Origin of the sequence: Qingrenia yutianensis, from assembly GCF_014385105.1 — a bacterium.
GTDB classification, from domain to species: domain Bacteria; phylum Bacillota; class Clostridia; order UMGS1810; family UMGS1810; genus Qingrenia; species Qingrenia yutianensis.
The window spans coordinates 226,425-247,284 of record NZ_JACRTE010000004.1; the positions used below are offsets into that span (position 1 = coordinate 226,425).

Consider the following 20,860-nt stretch of genomic DNA (forward strand, 5'->3'; position numbering starts at 1 on the left):
GTTTATACTATTCGGGAGGTGAAAGTTATGCCAAGTTCAAAAGTTTTGGAATCTAAAAAACAAATCGTTGCCGAGATGATAGAAAAACTTAAAACTGCCCAGGCAGGTGTTTTGGTTGACTATTGCGGTTTGACGGTTGAGGAGGACACAGACCTCCGTAATAAACTCCGTGCGGCAGGCGTTGAGTACAAAGTTGTTAAAAACACTCTTACACGTTTTGCGGCTAAAGAGGTTGGTTTTGATGAGTTGGACGCTGTTTTAAACGGTCCTACATCTCTTGCAGTAAGCTATGATGACCCCGTTGCTCCGGCAAAGGTTATTGCGGATTTTGCAAAAGATAACGAAAAACTCGAAATCAAATCGGGATTTTTGGACGGTAAGGTTATTTCTTTGGACGAAATCAATCAGCTTGCTAAAACTCCGTCTAAAGACGTTCTTATCGCAAAAATTATGGGCAGCTTGAATTCGCCTATCTCCGCTTTGGCAAGAACCTTGCAGGCTATTGTCGATAACGGCGTGGAATTGAGCGAGATTGAAGCACCGAAAAAAGAAGAAACTGCTGAAGAAACCGCTCCGGCGGCTGAAGAAGCACCCAAAGCAGAAGAAGCTGCACCCGCAGAGGAAGCTCCCGCTGCTGAATAATTGTTGAAATTTAATTTTATTATTATTTGAGGAGGTACATTATAATGAGTAAAGTAGAACAGATTCTTGCTGATATTAAAGAATTAAAATTGCTCGAAGTTGCAGAATTAGTAAAAATGATGGAAGAAGAGTTGGGCGTTAGTGCTGCTGCTCCCGTAGCGGTTGCAGCTGTTGGCGGCGCTGAAGGCGGTGCTGCTGCTGAAAAAACAGAGTTTGACGTTGTTTTGGCAGATGCAGGTGCTGCAAAACTTAAAGTTGTTAAGGTTGTAAGAGAAATCACAGGTCTTGGTCTCAAAGAAGCTAAAGATATGGTTGACGGCGCACCCAAAACAATTAAAGAAGGCGCAAACAAAGAAGACGCTGAAAAATTCAAAGCACAGCTCGAAGAGGTCGGCGCTAAAGTTGAATTGAAATAATTTAACTTTCACCGAAAATATAACCGTCTTGCAGATGCAAGACGGTTGTTTTTGTATATATTGTCAACCTAAATATAAAATATAGGTTGACAACTATGCGAATACGATGTATAATCGGTATTGGTAATATGCAAAAATCAACCAAACTAAAAAACGAGGTGCAAAAATGCAAAACAGTAAAACAAAAAACATAATATTTACGGGACTTTTTGCGGCGATACTTTGCGTATGCTCGCAGATTTCGATTCCCACGCCGTTCGGAATACCGTTCACACTGCAAACGTTTGGCGTCGCACTCTGCGGATACATACTCGGCGCTAAACGCGGTGCGCTTACCGTTCTTGTATACGTCTTGCTCGGCGCGGTGGGATTGCCCGTTTTTGCAGGGTTTATCGGCGGATTTCAAAAGCTTTTCGGCGCGACGGGCGGATTTATTTTCGGTTTCTTTGCCGCGTCGGCGCTCTGCGGACTCGGTACGGATAAAAAAGCGGTTACCGGCATAATTTTAGGCGTTTTTGGAATTTTAATCTGCCATTTTTGCGGAGTTTTGCAGTATTCGCTCGTTACGTCAAACCCGTTCATAAGCTCGTTTCTCACCGTTTCGGGAATGTTTTTGGTAAAAGACATAATCAGCGTTATTTTGGCGTATTTCATCGCGCTCCCCATAAAAAAGGCGGTTTCAAGATTTTAGAGTTGACAAATTTCGCTCCGAATGGTATAATATGCGAAATATAGACCGAACGGAGGACGGAAAAATGCTTATACGAAAGGGAAAAACCGGCGACATAAAAAGAGTTGCCGAGATATATGACAACATCATCACCGAGGAGGAAAACGGCAGGGCGAACGTCGGCTGGGTGAGGGGAGTTTATCCCACCGAGCAGACCGCTTTGGACGCGCTCAACGCGGACGAGCTGTTCGTTATGGAGGACAACGGCGTGATTGTCGCGGCGGCGAAAATCAACAAAATTCAGGTGCCCGAATACGCCGACGCCGACTGGAAACGCAAGGACGCACCCGACGGTAAAATTATGGTTTTGCATACACTTGTTGTTGACCCGTCCGCGTCGGGAAAAGGTTACGGTTCGGCATTTGTGAAGTTTTATGAGAATTTTGCGCTCGATAACGGTTGTCCGTTTTTGCGTATGGACACCAACGAAAAAAACAAAAGCGCGCGCAGGCTTTACGCAAAGCTCGGCTATGACGAAGTCGGAATTGTTCCGTGCAATTTCAACGGAATTGAGAGCGTCGGACTGGTTTGCCTTGAAAAGACACTTCAATAATATTAAAATATTGATATTTTATTAAAAATATTGACTATTTCCGGAAAATAACTTTACTTTGCGCGTTTTCGGTGTTATAATAGCGATAGTTTTTATCGAATTGTTGTCTTATTATGACACATTCATATGATTGTGTTATAAAAGGACAAGAAAATCGCAAAGGAGTATTAAAAAATGGAACTTAAAGGAAAAATTGTAAATTTTTTAGGTGACAGCATCACTGCGGGCGCAGGTGCAACCTGCAATGAAAATTGCTTTTGCAGTGTTCTTGAAAAAGAATTTGAATTAAAAAGCGCGAATAATTACGGTATCGGCGGCACAAGAATTGCGCGTCAGATTGTGGCGAGCAAAATATCCAAAATGGACAAGTATTTTGCGTCGCGAATTGAAGAAATGGACGAAAATGCGGACGCGGTGGTTGTTTTCGGCGGAACGAACGATTTCGGTCACGGTGACGCGCCCATCGGCTCGTTTGATGACAGAACTCCCGACACGTTCTACGGTGCGTGCCACGACCTTTTTACAAGGCTTATCGAAAAATTCAGCGATGTGCCGATTGTTGTTGTAACTCCGCTCCACCGCACAAATGAGGATAATCCGCGCGGTGACGGTGACAAAGCGTACAACTACGGTGTGCTTAAAGATTATGTTGATATAATTTTGGAGGTTGCAAGATACTATTCTCTGCCCGTCTGTGACTTGTTTGCACACTCGGGACTTCAGCCGAAAATACCGGTTATCAATGAAAAATACTACAAGGACGGACTTCACCCCAACGACCGCGGACACGCTTATGTTGCGGACAAAATCGGAAAATTTTTGCTTACGTTATAAAAAAGAAGAACGCAGACAAGATAATTTTATCTTTCTGCGTTCGTTTTTTCTTTCAGCTCTCTGCCGTCCTTCAAAAGAGATTTTAACTTTTCTTTGTCGCCGTTTTCCATAGCGGTTTTGTATTCTTCAAGATGATTTATAATCGTCTGAATTTCCGTGCAAAGGCTTTCTTTGTTCATCATAAAAAGCTCGGTCCACATATTTTCGTTAAGGTACGCAACGCGCGTCATATCAAGAAAACTGCCTGCCGAAAATCCGCATTGCAAAAGGGCGGTAGGGCTTTTAATATACGCGTTTGACACCACGTGCGCAAGCTGTGAGGTAAAGGCAATAATTTCGTCGTGTTTTTTCGCCGTCGTAACCACAATGCTTTTAAAACGGCAGTCTTTCGCGATTTGTTTGAGCGGTGAAATGTCAGCGCCGTTTTTCGGCTCGGCAATGATGAAATATGCGTTTTCAAAAAGGTTGTCCACTGCGTAGTCAAACCCCGAAAACTCACGCCCTGCCATAGGGTGTATGCCGACGTAATTTATACCGTTTTGAATCAGCAAATCTTCAACCGCGTCGGCAATGCTCTGCTTAACACCGCAAACGTCGCTCACAATCGCGCCTTTTTTAAAGTTACTAACGTTCGATTTTATAAATTCAATGGTTTTTACAGGGTGCAGACACACAAAAACCACGTCGAGATTTTTAAGGGCGTCCATACTTTCCATAAAGCGCGCGTGTGTGGAATTTTCAACTTTTTTCACCGTGTCGGGGTCAGTATCAAAAAAGTGTATGTTATGCGCTGCATTCTTATCGAGCGATTTGATAAGCGAACCGCCGATAAGTCCGCAGCCGATAAAGCCAATGTCCATTTTTTCCTCCTACATAATGCGGTTTTCAAATGCCGCGAGCATTTTAACCTTTTCCATAACGTGGTCGAACTGTACGGGCGTGAGTGACTGGTCGCCGTCGCAGAGCGCTTTGGGGGGATTGTTGTGCACTTCAATCATAAGACCGTCCGCGCCGACCGAAACCGCCGCTTTCGAGAGAGGCTCAACAAGGTTTGCAATTCCTGCCGCGTGGCTGGGGTCAACTATAACGGGAAGGTGAGATTTTTCTTTAAGGAGCGGAACTGCCGAAATGTCAAGGGTGTTTCTCGTTGCCGTTTCAAACGTTCTGATACCGCGCTCGCAGAGGATAACGTTTGAATTTCCGCCTGCCATAATGTATTCCGCGCTCATCAAAAGCTCGTCCATTGTGTTTGCAAGACCGCGTTTCAAAAGGATAGGCTTATCGCATTTTCCAAGCTCTTTCAAAAGCTCAAAGTTCTGCATATTTCGTGCGCCCACCTGGATAACGTCAACGTCGGCGAAAAGGTCAATGTGCGTAAGGCTCATAATTTCGGTAACAATGGGAAGTCCCGTTTCCTTTTTCGCCTCAAGAAGAAGTCTTATGCCCTCGTCGTGAAGTCCCTGGAAAGAGTAGGGGGAGGTTCTGGGCTTGAACGCACCGCCGCGCAGGAGCTTTGCACCGCTCTTTTTAACGGCTTTTGCAATGCAAATCATCTGTTCTTCGCTCTCAACCGAGCAGGGGCCTGCGATTACCGAGAAATTTTGACCGCCGATTTTTGCGCCGTCAACGTCCACAACGGTGTCGTCGGGGTGGAATTTTCTGTTAACCGCCTTGTACGGCTCGGAAACTCTTTTTACCGTTTCGATAATGTCGGAGGACGCCATAACGGAGTTGATGTCGAGATGTGATGTATCGCCGATAAGTCCAATGATATCGACAAATTTTCCCTCACTGTAATGTATTCCTATATTCCGCGATTTGAGCGAATCGAGTAAATCTTTAATTTTTTCCTTGTCGGAGTTGGGTTTTAAAATAATAATCATTTTGTTTCACCTTTCTTTTTTGAATTTGTTCGATGTTTCTTTTTAACATATAAAAAAACCGATAAGCTTTTACTTTTGCAGTAAACTTATCGGTTTTATATACTCAATTATTTTAATTTGACAGTATCAACGATAATTTTCACAGCAAAAGTAACCTTGGACGAAAATAAAATCCAAAGTAAAAGTAGAAATAATATTTAACTGCTGCGAATATATTTCTCATCGTTGTATGTCCTTTCTTTAAGATTATTTGAGATACATATTTTTAAGCTTTTCAAGCGTTTTCCGCTCCAGCCTTGAAATATACATCTGCGATACATTCCACCGTTTTGCAATTTCTTTTTGCGTAAGATTTCTGTAATATCTATGTATTATAAGCCTTTTTTCTTCGTTTGTCAAGAGTTTTATTGAAGATTTTATAAAATCCTTGTTTTCGAGCAGTAAAAATTCGTTTTCGTCAAAGCCGACAATACTGCTTAAAAGGGGCGTTTCGCCGTTATATACGGGCGAATCGAGCGAGATAATATTTACAATATTTTCATACAGCATACAGTTGTCAATTTCGTTTTTTCCAAGCTTTAAAACGTCTGCAATTTCGTCGATTGTTGGAATATATCCGTCGTACTGCATACGTTTTAAGCGTATTCTGTTCGCCTTTTGAAACACCTCGTAAATTTTACGCGGAAGCTTTATAATCGTGCCCTTGTCGCGGAAATAACGCTTTATTTCGCCGAGAATTGTGGGCGTCGCAAAGGTTTGAAATTCAACGCCGACGTTGGGGTCAAAGCGGTCGGCGGCGTTTATAAGCCCCACGCACGCAACCTGGAACAAATCGTCGTATTCAACGCCCTTGTTAAGATATTTTCTTGTAATTATCTTGGGAAGGTACATATATTTTTCAATAATTTTTTCGCGCGCGTCCTTGTTTTTGGTGCGAAAGTATTCGTCAAACAGCTCTTTTTCGTCTGCCGTCATATTTACCCTCCCTTTTTTGTATTATTATCAACTATAATAACACAATTTTGAAAAATATGCAACATATGAAAATACACAAAACTTTCTTGTAAAAGCTTTGTGTATTTTATCAGTTATATACTGCCGATTATTTTTATAATTTCATCTTTCACAAGCCCGTCGGGAGAATAAACAGAATATGCCGACGCGCCGTTTTTGAACACCGCAATGTTTATTTTTTCGCCGCTGCCTTTCAAAACCGCCGTAATGCCGTTTATATCGGTATTTTCAACGCGCTCGTATGTTTCGTAAACACCGCTGATGTCGTCGCTTTCGCTTTTTTCTGTGCGGAAAACTATTTCACTTTCGCTGTTTGAATATGTGATGTCGGCGCGCGTGCCGAAAATAAGCGAAATGCTGTCAAGTTTGTATCCGCTCGGAAGATACGACGGCGTATTTACCGCATAACCAAGCTTTTTTTCAAGCGTCTGAATATCGGAAATCTCCTCATACGGATTTCCGCCGAGAGTCGGGGGATCGTATTCGTCATTCGGATTTTGTTCATTTTCACCGTTCGGATTTTGTTCGCCCTCACCTCCCGGCAACTGCAAAAAAGGCGGATTTTCGCCTGTCGGTCCGTCGGCCGGCGCGGAAATTTCCGTGTTGCCCTTAATGTCGCTTTGTGTCGGCAAGTTTTCCTCCGGTGTTGTTAAATCCGTCCTACCCGAAGGCTTTGGCACGTCGGACGGAGTGTTTTTTTCGTCGGACGGCTTGTTTTCGTCCTTTCCGGTCGGATTTTCGCTCGGTTTGTAAATTTCGGTCTGCGGTGTGCTCGGTTTTTGCAAAGGATTTATCGGAAAATAATTTTTCATCACCGAAAAACCGCCCAAAAGAAGTGCAAAACACGCCGCCGCGCCTGCAAATGTGCGAAGATAAAATATTTTTGTGTCGGAATTTTTGAATTTTTGTTTTTTGTCCGCCGAAACCATATCGGAGATGATTTTTTCTTTCAGAGAGTCTGACAAAACGATTTTGTCCATTGCTTTTTTGTATTGTTTACTCAAAATCATAATCCTCCTTCAGCATTTCTTTTAATTTTTTGCGCGCACGCATAAGATACGTCCGCACCGCGGTGTCGGTTTTGCCCGTGATATGCGCTATTTCGGCGCTCTTATATCCCTCGTAGTAATACATATAAACTGCAATTCTTTCCTTTTCGGGGAGCGACATTACCGCCTTTAACACCTCGGAATTTGTGTCGTATTCGTCGTAAAACGGCATTTCGCAAATGGTGTCAATCGAGCGTTTGCTGCGCTGTCAAAACGATTTTAATTTGTTTTTGCAAACGTTTACGGCGGAGCGGATAAGCCAATTTCGGCAGTGATTTTCGTCGGTCCACTGCGGTGATTTTTCAATTACGCGCATAAAAATCTCCTGCACTGCGTCCTCTGCGTCCGCCCTGCTTTTTAAATATGTATATGAAATTTTCAAAAGCATATCGCCGTATTTTTCAACCAGCCTTGTTATCTGCGCCGTTTCCAAAAGAATATCACTCCCGTGAAAAATTTTGCCGATAAATTTTATTTAACGCTTGCGATAATATCCGAAGCGTCTTTTTCCGAAATCACCGTGTCGGCATAAACCGAGAAAGTAAGACCGTCCTTTGTCCATACCGCGCCCGACGTTTCGACGTTTTCGCGGTATTTTGCGTCTGTTCCGTTTACGCTTACGGTTTTTGTGTTTTTATACACGTTGTAGTCACCGCTGATGTCATCACTGCCCTTTGCAGCGCGGAAAACTATCTCGTTTTTGCCGTTTTTATAAAAAATCTGAAGTGTTTCGCCTGCGATTGTGCCGACGTAATCAATTTTGTATCCGTCGGGAACAAATGTCGGAACGGGTGCGTCAAACGAAAGAGTATTTTTAGCCTCGTCAACCGTTTTATATTCAACAAGCGGATTGGGAATTTGCACCGCGTTATTATCGTTTGCGCCTGCTTTTGTAAAGCTTGCGTACTGACCGACCGAGCTGAAATCGTATCCCATAAGCTCGAACATTTTCGCGGGGACATACGTTGTGTCATCAATAATCTTGGTGCAGTGCCGTAGGTTTGCGGTGCGGTCATTCCAACAGCGTCTTTAATTTTTGTAACGCCGAAATAGCTGTCAACGCCTATTTCGAGAACAACCTCCCATTCGTCGTTGTTTACCGAAACGGAATTGTCCGCCTCGTTCCAGTCAACCTTGTAACCCATTTTTTCGGCAACCGCGCGGAGGGGAACAAGCGTGTTGTCATTTTCGGTATACATATACTGCGAAACGTTGAGTTTGCTCAAATCAACCGCGTTTCCGTCAACCGAAATCTGCGGAACGCCGACGATTGTTTCCTCCGCAGACGGTGCGGAACTTATCAGCACAGGCAGGTCTGTGTCTGCCGCAAATGCGGACGACGAACCGAATACCATAGCCGCCAAAAGTACAGATGATACAAATTTCTTTTTCATAACGCATTTCTCCTTTTAAGTCATATTTGATTGGGATTTTTTGTTTGAGTTTTTTGTCTTTTTGAGGTCCTCACTTGTATAACAACTCAAAAGGGTGAAATGTTGCACTGTTTTTATAATTTTATCATAAATTTTTTTAAAAAGCAAAAATATTTGACAAAATTATGCTTTTGTGTTTTAATTTATATAAGAAAAAATTTTTGAGGTAAAACAAAAATGGATGACAAAAAATATTCAACAAGCGAGCTTATAAGGCGGTTTCTGCCGTATTTTAAGCCGTACAGAAAAACGCTTTATTTCGACCTTTTCTGCGCATTTTTAACAACGGTGTGCGAAATCGTTCTTCCTATGATAATCCGAAAAATCACCAACACTGCGATTGAGGACGTCACGCTTCTTACCGTGCGAATGGTGCTGTCGCTGGCGCTTTTGTATTTTGTTTTGCGAATTATCGACACTTTTGCAAACTATTATATGTCGAACACGGGTCACGTTATGGGCGCGAAAATCGAAACGGATATGCGTTCGAGCGCGTATTCGCATTTGCAGAAGCTTTCGGAAACGTATTTCAACAATACAAAAGTCGGTCAGATTATGGGGCGCATAACCAGCGACCTTTTCGACATCACCGAGTTTTCGCATCACTGTCCCGAAGAATTTTTCATCGCGGCGGTAAAAATCACCGTGTCGTTTATAATTTTGTCGCGCATAAATCTTGCGCTCACGGTTATGGTTTTTGCGTTCGTGCCGATTATGACTGTTGTGTGCCGTGCCATAAACAAAAAAATGCGCGCCGCGTTCAAAAGACAGAGGTATCTTATCGGCGAGCTTAACGCGAGCATTGAGGACACTCTCCTTGGTCAGCGCGTTGTAAAGGCGTTTGCAAACGAGGAAATGGAAATCGGTAAATTTGAGGTCGGCAACAAGGATTTTCTCAATATAAAAAAGCATTGCTACAATCTTATGGGACTTTTCAACACGTCAACAAGGGTGTTTGACGGGCTTATGTATCTCACGGTAATTCTCGGCGGAGGTCTGTTTTTGGTTTACCGCAAAATTCTGCCGGGCGATATGGTTGCGTATGTTATGTACGTTTCAACGCTCATTGCCACAATCCGCAGAATTATCGAGTTTGCCGAGCAGTTTCAGCGCGGTATGACGGGTATTGAAAGGTTTTTGGAAATTATGGACGCGGATATTGATATTTTCGACGAACCGGGCGCGAAAGACATTGTTTCGCCCAAGGGAAATATCGTGTTCGACAACGTAAGCTTTGAATATCCCGACGACCACAACAAGGTGCTGAAAAACTTAAATCTTTCCATTAAATCGGGCGAAAAAATCGCAATCGTCGGACCGTCTGGCGGAGGAAAAACCACGCTTTGCAATCTTATTCCGCGTTTTTACGACGCGACAAGCGGAAAAATTACCATAGACGGCGAAGACATACGCAAAATAACGCTGAAATCGTTAAGGCAGAACATCGGCATCGTTCAGCAGGACGTTTACATTTTTTCGGGCACGATTTTTGAAAATATCGCCTACGGAAAGATAGGCGCGACGCTTGATGAGGTGAAAGAAGCGGCGAAAAAAGCCGGCGCGGACGAGTTTATAAAAGAACTTAAAGACGGCTACAACACGTACGTCGGCGAGCGCGGTGTTAAGCTTTCGGGCGGTCAGAAGCAGAGGATAAGCATAGCGCGCGTGTTTTTGAAAAATCCGCCGATAATCATACTCGACGAGGCGACCAGCGCGCTGGACAACGAGAGTGAATACGAGGTTGCAAAGTCGCTCGGTGCTCTTGCAAAGGGAAGAACGACGCTCACAATCGCGCACAGGCTGTCGAGCATAAAAAATTCCGACAGAATTTTGGTGCTCACAAACGACGGCATTTCCGAGGAGGGCACGCACGACACACTTATGGCAAAAAAGGGAATTTATTACAATTTTTATATGCGCGCAAACGAGATAAAAGTGTGATGACATTATTCCTCCGAAGTTTTCATATATTTTTATATAAGAAAATTTCGGGGGATTTTTTGTGACAAAAAAGCGTTTTTTGCTGAATACATTGCTTATTTCGGGTACGTCCGCGCTCCTTAAATGCGCAGGACTTTTTTTCAGAGTTTACCTTTCAAACACAATCGGCGCGGAGGGAATGGGGCTTTATCAGCTCATTTTTTCGCTCTACGTTTTTCTCATTTCGCTAACAAGCGCAGGGGTGAGCCTTGCCGTCACGCGCGTTGTGTCTGAGCAGAGAGGCGCGGACGCATTGGGCGCAAAACGTCAGGTGACGTCGTGCGCGCTGATGTACGTTTTCTGCACATTTTTAGTAATTCTTACGGTTATGAGCCTTTTTGCGGAGGAAATCTGCACGCATTTTTTAAACGACGCGCGGTGCACCGAAAGTATAAGAATACTTACCTACAGCCTTTTATTTATCGGATTTTCCGCGGTTTTTAAAGGATATTTCACCGCCGAGGGCAAGGCGTATCACATTTCAAATTCGCAGATTTTAGAGGATTTTGTAAAAATTTTCACGGTGGTTTTTGTGTTCACAAAATTCGGCGTGTACGACATAACATTTGCGTGCCGTGTGATTATGCGTTCCATTGTGCTTGCGGAAATGTGTTCGTGCCTGTTTTTGTTTTTGTTCTATAAAAGAAATGTGCGAAACGTCAGAAAAACGCATAAACCGCACGTTTCACGGCGGTTTCTCGCCACGGTTTCCGCAGTGTCGCTGGGCGGAATTATAACGTCGTTTTTGCACACCGCAGAAAATGTGCTGATACCGTCGGGGCTTTTAAAATACGGAAATTCCGCAAAAAACGCGCTGTCGCTGTACGGTATGCTCCGCGGTATGGCAATGCCGGTTTTGCTTTTCCCGTCGTCGGTAATCGGCGCGTTTTCAATGCTTCTCGTCCCCGAAATCACGCGCGCCGACGCGTGCGGTGAGAAAAAGAAAATCAACTACACAATCTACCGCGTTTTTCAGTTTACGTTTGTTTGCGCAATTTTCATTTCGGGCGTTTTTATCGCGTATTCCGACGAAATTTCGCTTTTGATTTATAAAAACGCAGAGGTTGGGAAAATTATAAAAATTCTCGCGCCGTATTTGCCGTTTATGTATGCCGATGGAGTGATTTTTGCCTTGCTTGCAGGGCTTGATATGCAAAAACAGGCTCTTGCAATCACCGCCGCCGATTCGCTTATGCGTGTGATAATGATATATTTTCTCGTGCCTAAATTCGGATTTTCGGGAATTGTCGCAACGCTCTATGCGAGCAATCTCTCGACGCCGATTTTCGGAAGTTTTGCGCTTTTTAAGCGTACGGGCGCACGGGTGAGTGTTTTTAAATTCGTGCTTTTGCCGAGCCTCGCGGTGATGTGTTCCACCGCGCTTGCAGGCGTACTTTCGGGCGCAAATCTTATGATAGGAATTTTCCTTTCAGGTGTGCTGTATCTCGTTTTTGTGCGCGCGTCAAACGTTTTGTCGCACGAGGATATGATGTGGCTGATGAGCAGTGTTAAGCTTAATAAAAAGAAAAAATAAAACTCATTTATGTAACACAGTCCGGCAGTGAGCCGTGAATGAATGCGCTTGCAAGCAAATAGCCGACGTGAACGTGACTTTTTGCGGAAGAGGAGGATTTGCTCCGATGTGAAACTTACACCTAATTTTAATACAATGATTTCAAACGGTGCATTTACTTTCAAGAAAGGTTTCATGCCGGAACTTTTCTTGAAAGTAAATAGAATGTGTGAATGATTGTTAATCCAAATACTTCTTTAATTTTTTCTCAAAATGCATAACTAAGTCTTCACCCGTCATATTTGGCCTCCACATGAAGTAATTGTTTTCATATTTATCAAACCAAAAGGCAATTTCTCTGTTTCGTTTTGGATCTCTAGTAATATCGCCTTCAAAAACGACCCAAAACGGAAGAGTATCATCACTGTCAATACCACCAATTTCTCGATATGCTTTTAACAGACCCGGTGTAAAAAGTTTACATAATCTTTCGTGTGCATTTCCTCGGCCTGCACTAGGATTTTTCCCTTCTACCCAGCCATCCTGCCGCTTGATTTCGCCAAACAATATTTTCTTTGTTTTTGTATTTTCAATCGCAAAATCAGGAGAAACACCCCATTTAGTTTTCGTAAGATCAAGTGTAGGATTATAAATTTGTTCAATTATATTTTGTGGCAACATAACTTTAGCATATAAATTCTTCAAATGTTTAGGTTTTTTATGCAATATGTATTCTGTACCCTTAAAGTAATCGCTAAAAACATCGTATAAATTCGTTTCGGCCTGTAAAGCTTTGAGCCCACCCTGTTGCTGCCAATTTTTTCTCCCGCTTAACGCCTTTTTCCCCATATTATAACCCCCTAAATAATTCTTCTAACGGAACATTTAAGCCTCGTGCAATTTTTGATATATTTTCTATTGAGATGTTGCGTTTTCCGGATTCTACAGATGCAAAATATGTTCTATCCATATCTATTAACAGTGCAAATTTTTCTTGACTCAACCCGCTTTGTTTTCTCAATTTTTGAACTCTTTTTCCAAAGTTCTCTTTAATCATACTAAACCTCACCTCTACAAACAGAATTCTATACTAAATATTGCTTTTAAGTCAACTGACTATAAGTAACAAATGCTTGACAATATCAATCAGTTATGTTACAATATTCATCGGTAGGTGAGCGTTTATGAGCGATTTAAACAAATCTATGGCTAGCGGGTATTCCAAATACAATCCAGAGGCAAAAAAACGGAAAAAGAATAATCCCTTAGATGAGTTATATCCTCTATTGCCCGACAAAAAATATCAAGTTATATACGCTGACCCTCCGTGGGACTATGGCGGGAAGATGCAGTATGATAAAACTTGTATTAAAACAGAAAATATTGGATTTGAAAGAAATATTTTTATAAGTTCTGCAAGCTTTAAGTACCCTACGGTTAAGCTTAATGATCTCAAAAAATTAAATGTTCCATCCATTGCTGATGATGATTGCATTTTATTTATGTGGACAACAGGTCCTCAGTTTGCAAATTCAATAGAATTGGGTGAAAGTTGGGGATTTGAATACAAAACTGTTGCGTTTGTTTGGGATAAACAAGTTCATAATCCCGGCAGATATACATTATCTCAAACCGAATTTGTGCTCGCATTTAAAAAAGGAAAATTTCCTGCACCTCGTGGAGCAAGAAATGTTAGACAATTAGTTTCTGTTCATCGTGGGAAGCATAGTGAGAAACCGGAAATTGTAATTGATGGTATTACTAAAATGTTTCCGGAACAATCAAAAATTGAATTATTTGCCCGAAAAAACTATTATGGGTGGGATAATTGGGGATTGGAAATTCCGAATAAAAAAATAGAAATTTTGTCGAATAAGGAAACAGAAGAAAATATACAGTTCTCGCTTATATAAAATAATGCAATTATTTTCCGAGAAAAGTTTTATTGTGAATTATGAACTGAGAAAAAGCGTATCGCGGCAAAATTCACCTTGTAAAAATACATTTATAATCATAATGGAACTTTTCTTTTTCAGAAAATATCTTGGTATAAAGTTCTTAAGGCAAAAAAACAGAACCGCAGTTTTGTATCAAAATTGCGGTTCTTATTTGGTGGAGAATAGGGGGATCGAACCCCTGACCTCGTGATTGCGAACCACGCGCTCTCCCAGCTGAGCTAATTCCCCGTAAACAGTGTTATTATACATCAACTTTCGTTTTAAGTCAATAGTTATTTTCAAAAACTTCGCCGATTTTAAAAACTTTATGCAAATTTCAATCGTCAAACGCGCGCAACGTCTTCCGAAACAAACATTACACCTTTATTAAATAAACATTACAACTGTTTTTGTTATGTTGAACCTCAAAAAATTCTATGCTAAAATCAAGCTGTAAAATTATCATTCACAAGGAGGTATAATATGAAAAAGTTTAAATTTTTGCTTGTTTCGGGTATGATTTTTGCCTGCGCGTCGCTTTTCGGCATTGGCGCATATGCGGCAAACGGCGACGTTATCGGAAAAGTTTATTCAACAGACATACTCGCGAAAATAGACGGTCACAACGCGCCGTCCTACAATATCGGCGGAAAAACCGCGGTTGTAATTGAGGAGCTTGCGGACGTGGAAAGTATGCGTACCTACGCGGTTTACGCAAAATACGATGACAGCGCGCGCACGCTCAACGTCAGAATGGAGTCGTCGAAAAATTTTTGGAGTGAGGCGTATGACGAGATAAAACGCGGAAAAGTGGGCAAAATTCTCGGCGACGTGTACGAAACAGATATAGAAGTTTACATAAACGGTTACGAAATCGACGGTATGAACATCGGCGGAAAAACTGCGGTTGCCATTGAAGATTTGGGCAAAATCGGCGGTGTGAACGAGAATTTCGGATATTCAAAATACCGCTGTACGGCAAAATGGGATGCGGAAAACAAAATTATTGCGCTTGATTTCATAGACCCGGGTTTGAATTTTAGCGTATTTGACTACGGCGCAAATCTTGTGTACACTGCAAGCGACAATGTTATCAGCGCAAAATTTGACAGAATGAACTATATTACATCCGGTTTTTACAGTACCCCGGCTTATTCGGACGAATTTAAAAAAGAAACAAATGTGTTAAAACCCCTTTATTTTGACAACGGAAAAGAGAAAACAGAGATAGGATTTATGTATATTTTTAATGACGACTACATTCCGTACGAGGTGGTAGAAAGATATTTCATCACCAAACCGGAGATTTTAAAAGAGCTTACCTATGCGCTTTGGGACGGCAAAACTCCCACGGCTGACGAGGCATTTAAAGCGCTTGACGACAAGGAAAATTATGAAACGCTCGATAAGCTTGAAACCGAAGATTTTTATTTTGTTACGGTTAAAGTTTTAAAACCCGTTGACGAGTATCAGGACATTGTTTACGTTGCGGTTAAAAAGACGGGCGGTTACAGCAACGTTTACTCGGGTTCGACGATTTATGACAAAACCACGGTTGAAAAGGTCGGCGAGAATATCGTTCGTGTAGGACTTTCACCGTATGCGGGACCGAGCGGTGCAAATAAGCTGAACTGTGATTTTGATTTGAACAGTTATACAATAAGATAACTAAAAACCCACGTGATATTCACGTGGGTTTTTTTACATATTATCAAGAATAAAATTCACAAAAATTTCCGCGCCGATTTTTATAGCATTTTCGTTCGGGTTGAAATTCGGCGTGTGGAGCTTGTTAGACGAAATCTTTTCATCGTTTCTGCACCCCAGCTTAAAATAGCACGACGGCACATTCTCGGCGATATATGAAAAATCGTCGCCCAGCATATTTTTTTCGGCGGTGAGAATGTTTTCTTTTCCGACTGCCTTTTCAGCACTCTTTATAAGGAGCTCGGTAACGTTTTTGTCGTTGATGAGCGGAGGGTAAAGATAGGTATATTTATACTCATATTTTGCGCCCGCTTTTTCGCACGCGGTTTTGATTGTTTTCTCAATCGCTTTGTCCGCCTTTTTGCGCAAAACGTTGTCAAATGCGCGCACCGTGCCCCCGAAAGACGCGGTGTCGGGAATAGAATTTTCGGAAAATCCCGAATTTACCTTGCACACCGACATCACAACTTCGTTTTCGGTAGCACTGTCAACGTTTTTGTGAATGTTAAACAAAATTTCGGTCAAAATTTTAATTGGGTCAACAGCGTTCTGCGGCTGTGCGCCGTGCGAGCCTTTGCCGATAATCTCGGCGTTGAAAAAGTCGGGCGAGGCGAAAAATTCGCCGTCCTTAACGGTTATTTTGCCCGTTTCGGTTTCGGGGTCAACGTGCAGACCGACTGCCGTATCGACGTTTTTTAACACACCCTCGTTTATCATATCCAGCGCACCGCCCGTTTCCTCCTCGGCAGGCTGAAAAATGAACCTAACGTTGCCGTTTATTTCATTTTGAATTTTTTTGATAACGGCGGCGCAGTACAGCGCAATGGCAATGTGAAAATCGTGACCGCACGCGTGCATAAATCCGTTATTTTCCGACCTATATTCCACGTCGTTTTGCTCGGTAATTTTGAGTGCGTCAATGTCGGCGCGGACGAGGATTGTTTTGCCGTTTTCGGCGCCCTTTATATCGGCGCAGATACCCGTTTTTGCAATGCCGTCTTTATAGTCAATATTGTGTTTTTTCAGAAAATCTTTAATAATTTCGCCCGTCTTAAATTCGCAGAACGCAAATTCGGGGTGACGGTGCAGAGTGCGCCGTAAATTTATAATTTCGTCCTCAAGCGCGTTTATTTCGTTTTTAATATCCGTCATAATCATCACCAAAAATATTATCGCATTGTTTTTTTGAAATGTCAATAAAAATAAATGCCGTATCCTTAAAAAATTAAAGATACGGCTATATAAACAACAAGGAGTTTCCTCCCTGCTGAATACGCTTTTTAAAACTTTCATAATTTATACTATGAATTTTGCGAAAAATGTGCTACAATGAATTCAGGTGATGTTAATGACTATTATTCCGAATTTGCCCGAAAAAAATCCCGAAATTTTCATAATTAACAAATTTGCGGACGAAAGTATGTTCAAAAGCACAAATGCGCGCATAATTAAAGGCGAAAAGGTGCAAAATTTAACTGCGCCGACAGATACTCACATTGATATGCAGTTTGTCCATCTCGGCGGAAATAAATTTGTGTGCGAAAAGTCGCTTTATCCGTATTATAAGGCGGTTTTGGGCGAAAAATTCGATATTGTGTGCGGAGAAACCGCGCTTGAAAGTCACTACCCCGGCGATATTGCATATAATATAGCAAGGGTCGGGAGGTTTGTTATTCACAATTTTAAATACACCGACAGTGTTATAAAAAAATATATTTCGGACAATAATCTTGTTTGCGTCAACGTTTCGCAGGGATACGCAAAATGCAATGTCTGCGTTGCAGACGAAAACTCGGTAATCACCGAAGATAGGGGCATTTTCAACGCCTGTGAAAAACACGGAATAGACTGTCTTTTAATCCGTTCGGGATACGTTTCGCTAAAAGGCTACAAAAACGGATTTATCGGCGGTGCGAGCGTTAAAATAAACAAAAATACGCTTGCGTTTTTCGGCGAAATCGAAAATCACCCCGACTTTGAAAAAATAAACGATTTTTTGAATACGCGCAGTATCAAAAGCGTATCGCTCAAAAAAGGTGCGCTTTGCGACATCGGGAGCGCGGTTGTAATATAAAATTTTAATAAAAAAGGAGGTTTGAAAAAAATTGTGCTACACCGTTGCACTTGACACCGATTTTTTTACCAAAGAACAAACCGAAGAATTTTTTGAAATTTTAAACGAAAACAGTTTTATTTACGGCAATTTTACGGGTAAAAACCGTCTTTTTATAAAAACGTTTCTCGACAGTATATCGTCGAAAGAAAAAATAAGCGGTATCATTGCGGATTTTGTTTTCAAAACGTATGTGAAACGCTATTTTTTGAGGGCGGTTGACGAAATTTATTATTATTTTGACAAAAACGAAAAAGACGAAATTTTCGCGTCGCTCGATAAAGAAAAAGACGTTAAATTTATATCGGACGCGGTTTTAAAATACATTAACGAAAACAATTTTATCGAAATAAAGGGTTTTGCCGATTTTCGGCTCACCGACTTTTTAAACGGAATTTTTGACGCTGCGGAAAGCATTACCGACGAATATCTCGAAAAGAAGGAATATTTCGAGTTTGTCAAGCTTTTGAAATATTTTCTCGACGTGCAAAATTCCGAGTGCGAGCGCGTGGACGTTTTTAAAAACAAAAACGGCGAATATGTGCTCATAGACGAAAACAAAAACAAAATTCCGCTTTCCGACTGCGAAGTGAGCGTTGAAATTGCGGACGAAATTCTGGACGTTTACGATATACTTTTGAGCGAGCTTATAAATCTCGCCCCTAAAAAGGTTGTCATCCATAATAAGAATATGTTTGAAAACAAAGAAATATTAAAAACAATCGAAAATATTTTTGAAAATAACGTAAGCTACTGTGACGGCTGTGATTTGTGCGAAGAATTTGACAAAAACGACCAAAACATCAAAAAAGATGATAAAATAGATTGAATATGACTAAACATAAAACAAGGTGATACAAATGAAAACTCTTATCTCTGCGCTCAATGCAAAATATGTCCATTCAAGCCTTGCGGTGCGGTGTCTTAAAAAATACTGCACAGGCTTTGACGTTGAAACAAAGGATTACACTATAAACGACAGCACAGACGCCATAATATCGGATATTTTTGAAAAAAATCCCGACGTTACGGCGTTTTCGTGCTACATATGGAATATCGAAAAGGTGCTTTACATCTGCGAATGTTTAAAAAAAGCCAACCCGAAATTTATAACCGTTCTCGGCGGTCTTGAGGTGTCGTACGACGCGGAAGACGTTATGGAAAAGAACGGTTTTATTGATTTTATCATAAGCGGTGAGGGCGAAATTCCGTTTAAATCGCTTTTGCAGACGCTTGAAAACGGCGGTGATTTTAAAAACGTGCCGTCGCTTACCTACCGCGAAAACGGGGAAATTCTGCAAAATGAAAAACTCGGACTCTGCGACATCAACAGCTATCCTTTTGTGTACGACAGCGCGGACGAATTAAAAAACAAAATCGTCTACTACGAATCGTCGCGCGGCTGCCCGTATAATTGCAGTTACTGCCTTTCGGGCGATGGCAGCAGGGTGAGTTTTCTTGATACCGCGCGCGTTAAGGACGAGCTTATGTTTTTTATAAACAACAACATTCCGCTGGTTAAATTCGTTGACCGCACCTTTAATGCGGACAGAAAACGCGCCGACGAAATTTTTGATTTTATAATCAAAAACACCAAAAACACAAAATTTCACTGCGAACTTGCAGGCGATTTGATTACCGATAAAACGCTTGAAATATTGAAAAATGCGCCCGAGGGCGTCATTCAGTTTGAAATCGGCGTGCAGTCCACAAACGAAAAAACAATTTCGGCTATCGGCAGAAAAATTGATTTTGACAAACTTAAAGACAAAATCGTGCCGCTTATAAATCTTAAAACCATACATATTCATTTAGACCTTATCGCAGGTCTGCCGTACGAGGATATTGAAAGCTTTAAAAAATCGTTTAACGACGTTATAGCGCTCCGTCCGCATATGCTTCAGCTCGGATTTTTAAAGCTCTTGAAAGGTTCGCGCATACGAAACGAGGCGGAAAAATACGGTTACGTTTTCAAAAGCAAAGCGCCGTACGAAATTATTTCAAACGATTTTATGACGTTTGCCGATATTTGTTATCTTAAAAAAATCGAGCAAATGCTGGATAAGTTTTATAACAGCGGTGAATTTGAGAAAAGTATGAATTATCTTTTTGAAAAATTTGAAAGCCGTTTTGAAATTTTCGATATGCTGGTTAAATATTTTGAGAAAAACCGCCTTTTTGAAATAGGTCTTTCGACCGATATGCTCTGCGACGCGATAAAAAATACGTTTGCAAATTTTAAGGATTTTGCCGACTGTGCCGAGTTTGACCGTATGACAAACCCGAAATGCAAAAAGAAAGACGATTTTGAGGGCAATGCAAAATTAAAATCCGTGTGCTTTGAATTTTTGAAAGATACCGGTATGACGCATAAATATCTGCCCGGATTTGAAAATTTCCCCGCAAAAAAACTTGTGAAGTTTATACAAATCAGACGTTTTTTCAATAAATTCTGGCTGTTTAATCTGAAAAATAACCAATATTGCGACATAACGGAGGATTTTGTCAAATTTTGTATTGAAAGTGCACAAAAAGTGTGATATAATAACGTAAAACAGTTCGGGTATGTTTTACGGAGGAAATCAGATATGAATAAAGATGTTAAGCTTTATAATGTTGTGTTTCCGTTTTGGTTGTTAATGCTTTTGCCGGCGGCGTGGCTGGTTGTTTTGCCTGCAAATTTTTTAATCGACAGTTTGGTGTTGATTATTTCTATGTTTGTTTTTAAATTTGGAAACAGGGCACGGTTTTATAAAAAGTCCATTCTGAAATTTTTCCTGATTGGTATTTTGTCCGACCTTGCCGGCTCGGTTTTTATGCTGATATCGGCAAATGCGGGTGCAATGGGCGATGAGCTGTATCTTACAATACCGGCGATTTTGATTTCTGCGGTTTTGATATTTGTGCTGAACTATTTTTTCACACTGAAAAATTGCAGTAAAAAGGAAAGATTGGGAACGTCTCTGATATTTGCGATTGCAACCGCGCCGTATACATTTTTGATTCCGTTATCTTGGCTTTACAAATAATGAACATACTTTGATATATTTTACAGT

Annotated in this window: 24 protein-coding genes, 1 tRNA gene, 1 pseudogene and 1 other annotated feature (1 of these 27 running past the window's edge); of the genes and pseudogenes, 14 read left to right on the forward strand and 12 right to left on the reverse strand. The window is 41.4% G+C overall.

The window, feature by feature from the left end; genetic code table 11:
- Positions 1-10: a sequence feature (ribosomal protein L10 leader region), on the forward strand (it extends 120 nt beyond the left edge of the window).
- 17 nt (positions 11-27) lie between these two features.
- The 5 genes from rplJ to H8706_RS05340 all read left to right on the forward strand — a co-directional run bounded on the left by rplJ (position 28) and on the right by H8706_RS05340 (position 3,175).
- Positions 28-642: a 50S ribosomal protein L10 gene (gene rplJ / locus H8706_RS05320; RefSeq protein WP_178348064.1), complete on the forward strand. Its 615-nt coding sequence runs from the start codon at positions 28-30 to the stop codon at positions 640-642.
- 44 nt (positions 643-686) lie between these two features.
- A complete protein-coding gene (gene rplL / locus H8706_RS05325) occupies positions 687-1,058 on the forward strand; it encodes a 50S ribosomal protein L7/L12 (protein WP_262431778.1) in 372 nt (123 codons plus the stop codon).
- A gap of 166 nt (positions 1,059-1,224) precedes the next feature.
- The gene (locus H8706_RS05330) at positions 1,225-1,749 is read left to right on the forward strand and encodes a biotin transporter BioY (RefSeq protein WP_262431779.1); all 525 of its coding nucleotides are present in this window, start codon (positions 1,225-1,227) and stop codon (positions 1,747-1,749) included.
- Positions 1,750-1,813: 64 nt separating this feature from the next.
- Positions 1,814-2,341, forward strand: a complete 528-nt coding sequence (locus tag H8706_RS05335; protein WP_262431780.1) for a GNAT family N-acetyltransferase — start codon at positions 1,814-1,816, stop codon at positions 2,339-2,341.
- Positions 2,342-2,515: 174 nt separating this feature from the next.
- Positions 2,516-3,175, forward strand: coding sequence for an SGNH/GDSL hydrolase family protein (locus H8706_RS05340; protein WP_178348060.1), 660 nt, complete (start codon positions 2,516-2,518; stop codon positions 3,173-3,175).
- Between the two features lie 26 nt (positions 3,176-3,201).
- On the opposite strand, the gene H8706_RS05345 is transcribed toward H8706_RS05340, so the two are convergent.
- The 8 genes and pseudogenes from H8706_RS05345 to H8706_RS12415 all read right to left on the reverse strand — a co-directional run.
- Complete coding sequence (locus tag H8706_RS05345; protein WP_262431781.1) at positions 3,202-4,035, reverse strand: prephenate dehydrogenase; 834 nt, start codon at positions 4,033-4,035, stop codon at positions 3,202-3,204.
- A 9-nt stretch (positions 4,036-4,044) separates the two neighbouring features.
- The gene (aroF, locus tag H8706_RS05350; RefSeq protein WP_262431782.1) at positions 4,045-5,058 is read right to left on the reverse strand and encodes a 3-deoxy-7-phosphoheptulonate synthase; all 1,014 of its coding nucleotides are present in this window, start codon (positions 5,056-5,058) and stop codon (positions 4,045-4,047) included.
- 246 nt (positions 5,059-5,304) lie between these two features.
- Positions 5,305-6,033, reverse strand: coding sequence for a sigma-70 family RNA polymerase sigma factor (locus tag H8706_RS05355; RefSeq protein ID WP_262431783.1), 729 nt, complete (start codon positions 6,031-6,033; stop codon positions 5,305-5,307).
- A gap of 113 nt (positions 6,034-6,146) precedes the next feature.
- Positions 6,147-7,076, reverse strand: coding sequence for a DUF4367 domain-containing protein (locus tag H8706_RS05360; RefSeq protein WP_262431784.1), 930 nt, complete (start codon positions 7,074-7,076; stop codon positions 6,147-6,149).
- On the reverse strand, positions 7,069-7,293 hold the full coding sequence (locus H8706_RS05365; RefSeq protein WP_262431785.1) for an RNA polymerase sigma factor: 225 nt from the start codon (positions 7,291-7,293) through the stop codon (positions 7,069-7,071). The genes H8706_RS05360 and H8706_RS05365 overlap by 8 nt, the downstream gene beginning before the upstream one ends.
- Positions 7,294-7,329: 36 nt before the next feature.
- A complete protein-coding gene (locus H8706_RS05370; protein ID WP_262431786.1) occupies positions 7,330-7,554 on the reverse strand; it encodes an RNA polymerase sigma factor in 225 nt (74 codons plus the stop codon).
- A gap of 38 nt (positions 7,555-7,592) precedes the next feature.
- Complete coding sequence (locus H8706_RS05375) at positions 7,593-8,069, reverse strand: DUF4367 domain-containing protein (RefSeq protein ID WP_262431787.1); 477 nt, start codon at positions 8,067-8,069, stop codon at positions 7,593-7,595.
- Between the two features lie 167 nt (positions 8,070-8,236).
- Positions 8,237-8,320, reverse strand: a pseudogene (locus H8706_RS12415) (stalk domain-containing protein); the annotation flags it as partial.
- On the opposite strand from H8706_RS12415, the gene H8706_RS05380 reads away from it, so the two are divergent.
- The 3 genes from H8706_RS05380 to H8706_RS05390 all read left to right on the forward strand — a co-directional run bounded on the left by H8706_RS05380 (position 8,301) and on the right by H8706_RS05390 (position 12,068).
- The gene (locus H8706_RS05380) at positions 8,301-8,534 is read left to right on the forward strand and encodes a hypothetical protein (RefSeq protein ID WP_262431788.1); all 234 of its coding nucleotides are present in this window, start codon (positions 8,301-8,303) and stop codon (positions 8,532-8,534) included. The pseudogene H8706_RS12415 and the gene H8706_RS05380 overlap by 20 nt on opposite strands.
- Positions 8,535-8,731: 197 nt before the next feature.
- Complete coding sequence (locus tag H8706_RS05385; RefSeq protein ID WP_262431789.1) at positions 8,732-10,495, forward strand: ABC transporter ATP-binding protein; 1,764 nt, start codon at positions 8,732-8,734, stop codon at positions 10,493-10,495.
- 61 nt (positions 10,496-10,556) lie between these two features.
- Positions 10,557-12,068, forward strand: coding sequence for an oligosaccharide flippase family protein (locus tag H8706_RS05390; RefSeq protein WP_262431790.1), 1,512 nt, complete (start codon positions 10,557-10,559; stop codon positions 12,066-12,068).
- A 219-nt stretch (positions 12,069-12,287) separates the two neighbouring features.
- Here H8706_RS05390 and H8706_RS05395 read toward each other — a convergent pair whose 3' ends face one another.
- The gene (locus tag H8706_RS05395) at positions 12,288-12,896 is read right to left on the reverse strand and encodes a MunI family type II restriction endonuclease (protein ID WP_262431791.1); all 609 of its coding nucleotides are present in this window, start codon (positions 12,894-12,896) and stop codon (positions 12,288-12,290) included.
- Position 12,897: 1 nt separating this feature from the next.
- A complete protein-coding gene (locus tag H8706_RS05400) occupies positions 12,898-13,104 on the reverse strand; it encodes a helix-turn-helix domain-containing protein (protein ID WP_262431792.1) in 207 nt (68 codons plus the stop codon).
- Positions 13,105-13,231: 127 nt separating this feature from the next.
- On the opposite strand from H8706_RS05400, the gene H8706_RS05405 reads away from it, so the two are divergent.
- Positions 13,232-13,960, forward strand: coding sequence for an MT-A70 family methyltransferase (locus H8706_RS05405; RefSeq protein ID WP_262431793.1), 729 nt, complete (start codon positions 13,232-13,234; stop codon positions 13,958-13,960).
- 197 nt (positions 13,961-14,157) lie between these two features.
- On the opposite strand, the gene H8706_RS05410 is transcribed toward H8706_RS05405, so the two are convergent.
- A tRNA-Ala gene (locus tag H8706_RS05410) sits at positions 14,158-14,233 on the reverse strand.
- 234 nt (positions 14,234-14,467) lie between these two features.
- Here H8706_RS05410 and H8706_RS05415 point away from each other — a divergent pair.
- The gene (locus tag H8706_RS05415; protein ID WP_262431794.1) at positions 14,468-15,652 is read left to right on the forward strand and encodes a hypothetical protein; all 1,185 of its coding nucleotides are present in this window, start codon (positions 14,468-14,470) and stop codon (positions 15,650-15,652) included.
- Between the two features lie 33 nt (positions 15,653-15,685).
- Here the strand turns inward: H8706_RS05415 and H8706_RS05420 are convergent, their stop codons facing one another.
- Positions 15,686-16,843: a M20 metallopeptidase family protein gene (locus H8706_RS05420; protein WP_262431795.1), complete on the reverse strand. Its 1,158-nt coding sequence runs from the start codon at positions 16,841-16,843 to the stop codon at positions 15,686-15,688.
- Positions 16,844-17,039: 196 nt separating this feature from the next.
- Between H8706_RS05420 and H8706_RS05425 the strand changes: the two genes are divergently transcribed.
- From H8706_RS05425 to H8706_RS05440, 4 genes are read left to right on the forward strand one after another with little or no spacing between them, the layout of a single operon-like run.
- On the forward strand, positions 17,040-17,765 hold the full coding sequence (locus H8706_RS05425) for a DUF6873 family GME fold protein (protein WP_262431796.1): 726 nt from the start codon (positions 17,040-17,042) through the stop codon (positions 17,763-17,765).
- A gap of 31 nt (positions 17,766-17,796) precedes the next feature.
- Positions 17,797-18,633: a putative sporulation protein YtxC gene (ytxC, locus tag H8706_RS05430; protein WP_262431797.1), complete on the forward strand. Its 837-nt coding sequence runs from the start codon at positions 17,797-17,799 to the stop codon at positions 18,631-18,633.
- Positions 18,634-18,664: 31 nt separating this feature from the next.
- The gene (locus H8706_RS05435) at positions 18,665-20,344 is read left to right on the forward strand and encodes a B12-binding domain-containing radical SAM protein (RefSeq protein ID WP_262431798.1); all 1,680 of its coding nucleotides are present in this window, start codon (positions 18,665-18,667) and stop codon (positions 20,342-20,344) included.
- Between the two features lie 48 nt (positions 20,345-20,392).
- Entirely contained in the window at positions 20,393-20,833 is a 441-nt protein-coding gene (locus tag H8706_RS05440) for a hypothetical protein (protein ID WP_262431799.1), read from the forward strand.
- The last annotated feature ends 27 nt before the right edge of the window (positions 20,834-20,860 follow it).

Coding starts and splice junctions, on each gene's coding strand:
- H8706_RS05385 (WP_262431789.1), top strand. CDS start 8,732: ATGGATGACAAAAAATATTCAACAAGCGAGCTTATAAGGCGGTTTCTG.
- H8706_RS05425 (WP_262431796.1), top strand. CDS start 17,040: ATGACTATTATTCCGAATTTGCCCGAAAAAAATCCCGAAATTTTCATA.
- H8706_RS05395 (WP_262431791.1), bottom strand. CDS start 12,896: ATGGGGAAAAAGGCGTTAAGCGGGAGAAAAAATTGGCAGCAACAGGGT.
- H8706_RS05415 (WP_262431794.1), top strand. CDS start 14,468: ATGAAAAAGTTTAAATTTTTGCTTGTTTCGGGTATGATTTTTGCCTGC.
- rplJ (WP_178348064.1), top strand. CDS start 28: ATGCCAAGTTCAAAAGTTTTGGAATCTAAAAAACAAATCGTTGCCGAG.
- H8706_RS05375 (WP_262431787.1), bottom strand. CDS start 8,069: ATGTTCGAGCTTATGGGATACGATTTCAGCTCGGTCGGTCAGTACGCA.
- H8706_RS05340 (WP_178348060.1), top strand. CDS start 2,516: ATGGAACTTAAAGGAAAAATTGTAAATTTTTTAGGTGACAGCATCACT.
- H8706_RS05400 (WP_262431792.1), bottom strand. CDS start 13,104: ATGATTAAAGAGAACTTTGGAAAAAGAGTTCAAAAATTGAGAAAACAA.
- H8706_RS05405 (WP_262431793.1), top strand. CDS start 13,232: ATGAGCGATTTAAACAAATCTATGGCTAGCGGGTATTCCAAATACAAT.
- H8706_RS05365 (WP_262431785.1), bottom strand. CDS start 7,293: ATGCCGTTTTACGACGAATACGACACAAATTCCGAGGTGTTAAAGGCG.
- H8706_RS05355 (WP_262431783.1), bottom strand. CDS start 6,033: ATGACGGCAGACGAAAAAGAGCTGTTTGACGAATACTTTCGCACCAAA.
- H8706_RS05440 (WP_262431799.1), top strand. CDS start 20,393: ATGAATAAAGATGTTAAGCTTTATAATGTTGTGTTTCCGTTTTGGTTG.
- aroF (WP_262431782.1), bottom strand. CDS start 5,058: ATGATTATTATTTTAAAACCCAACTCCGACAAGGAAAAAATTAAAGAT.
- H8706_RS05420 (WP_262431795.1), bottom strand. CDS start 16,843: ATGACGGATATTAAAAACGAAATAAACGCGCTTGAGGACGAAATTATA.
- H8706_RS05330 (WP_262431779.1), top strand. CDS start 1,225: ATGCAAAACAGTAAAACAAAAAACATAATATTTACGGGACTTTTTGCG.
- H8706_RS05435 (WP_262431798.1), top strand. CDS start 18,665: ATGAAAACTCTTATCTCTGCGCTCAATGCAAAATATGTCCATTCAAGC.
- H8706_RS05345 (WP_262431781.1), bottom strand. CDS start 4,035: ATGGACATTGGCTTTATCGGCTGCGGACTTATCGGCGGTTCGCTTATC.
- rplL (WP_262431778.1), top strand. CDS start 687: ATGAGTAAAGTAGAACAGATTCTTGCTGATATTAAAGAATTAAAATTG.
- H8706_RS05335 (WP_262431780.1), top strand. CDS start 1,814: ATGCTTATACGAAAGGGAAAAACCGGCGACATAAAAAGAGTTGCCGAG.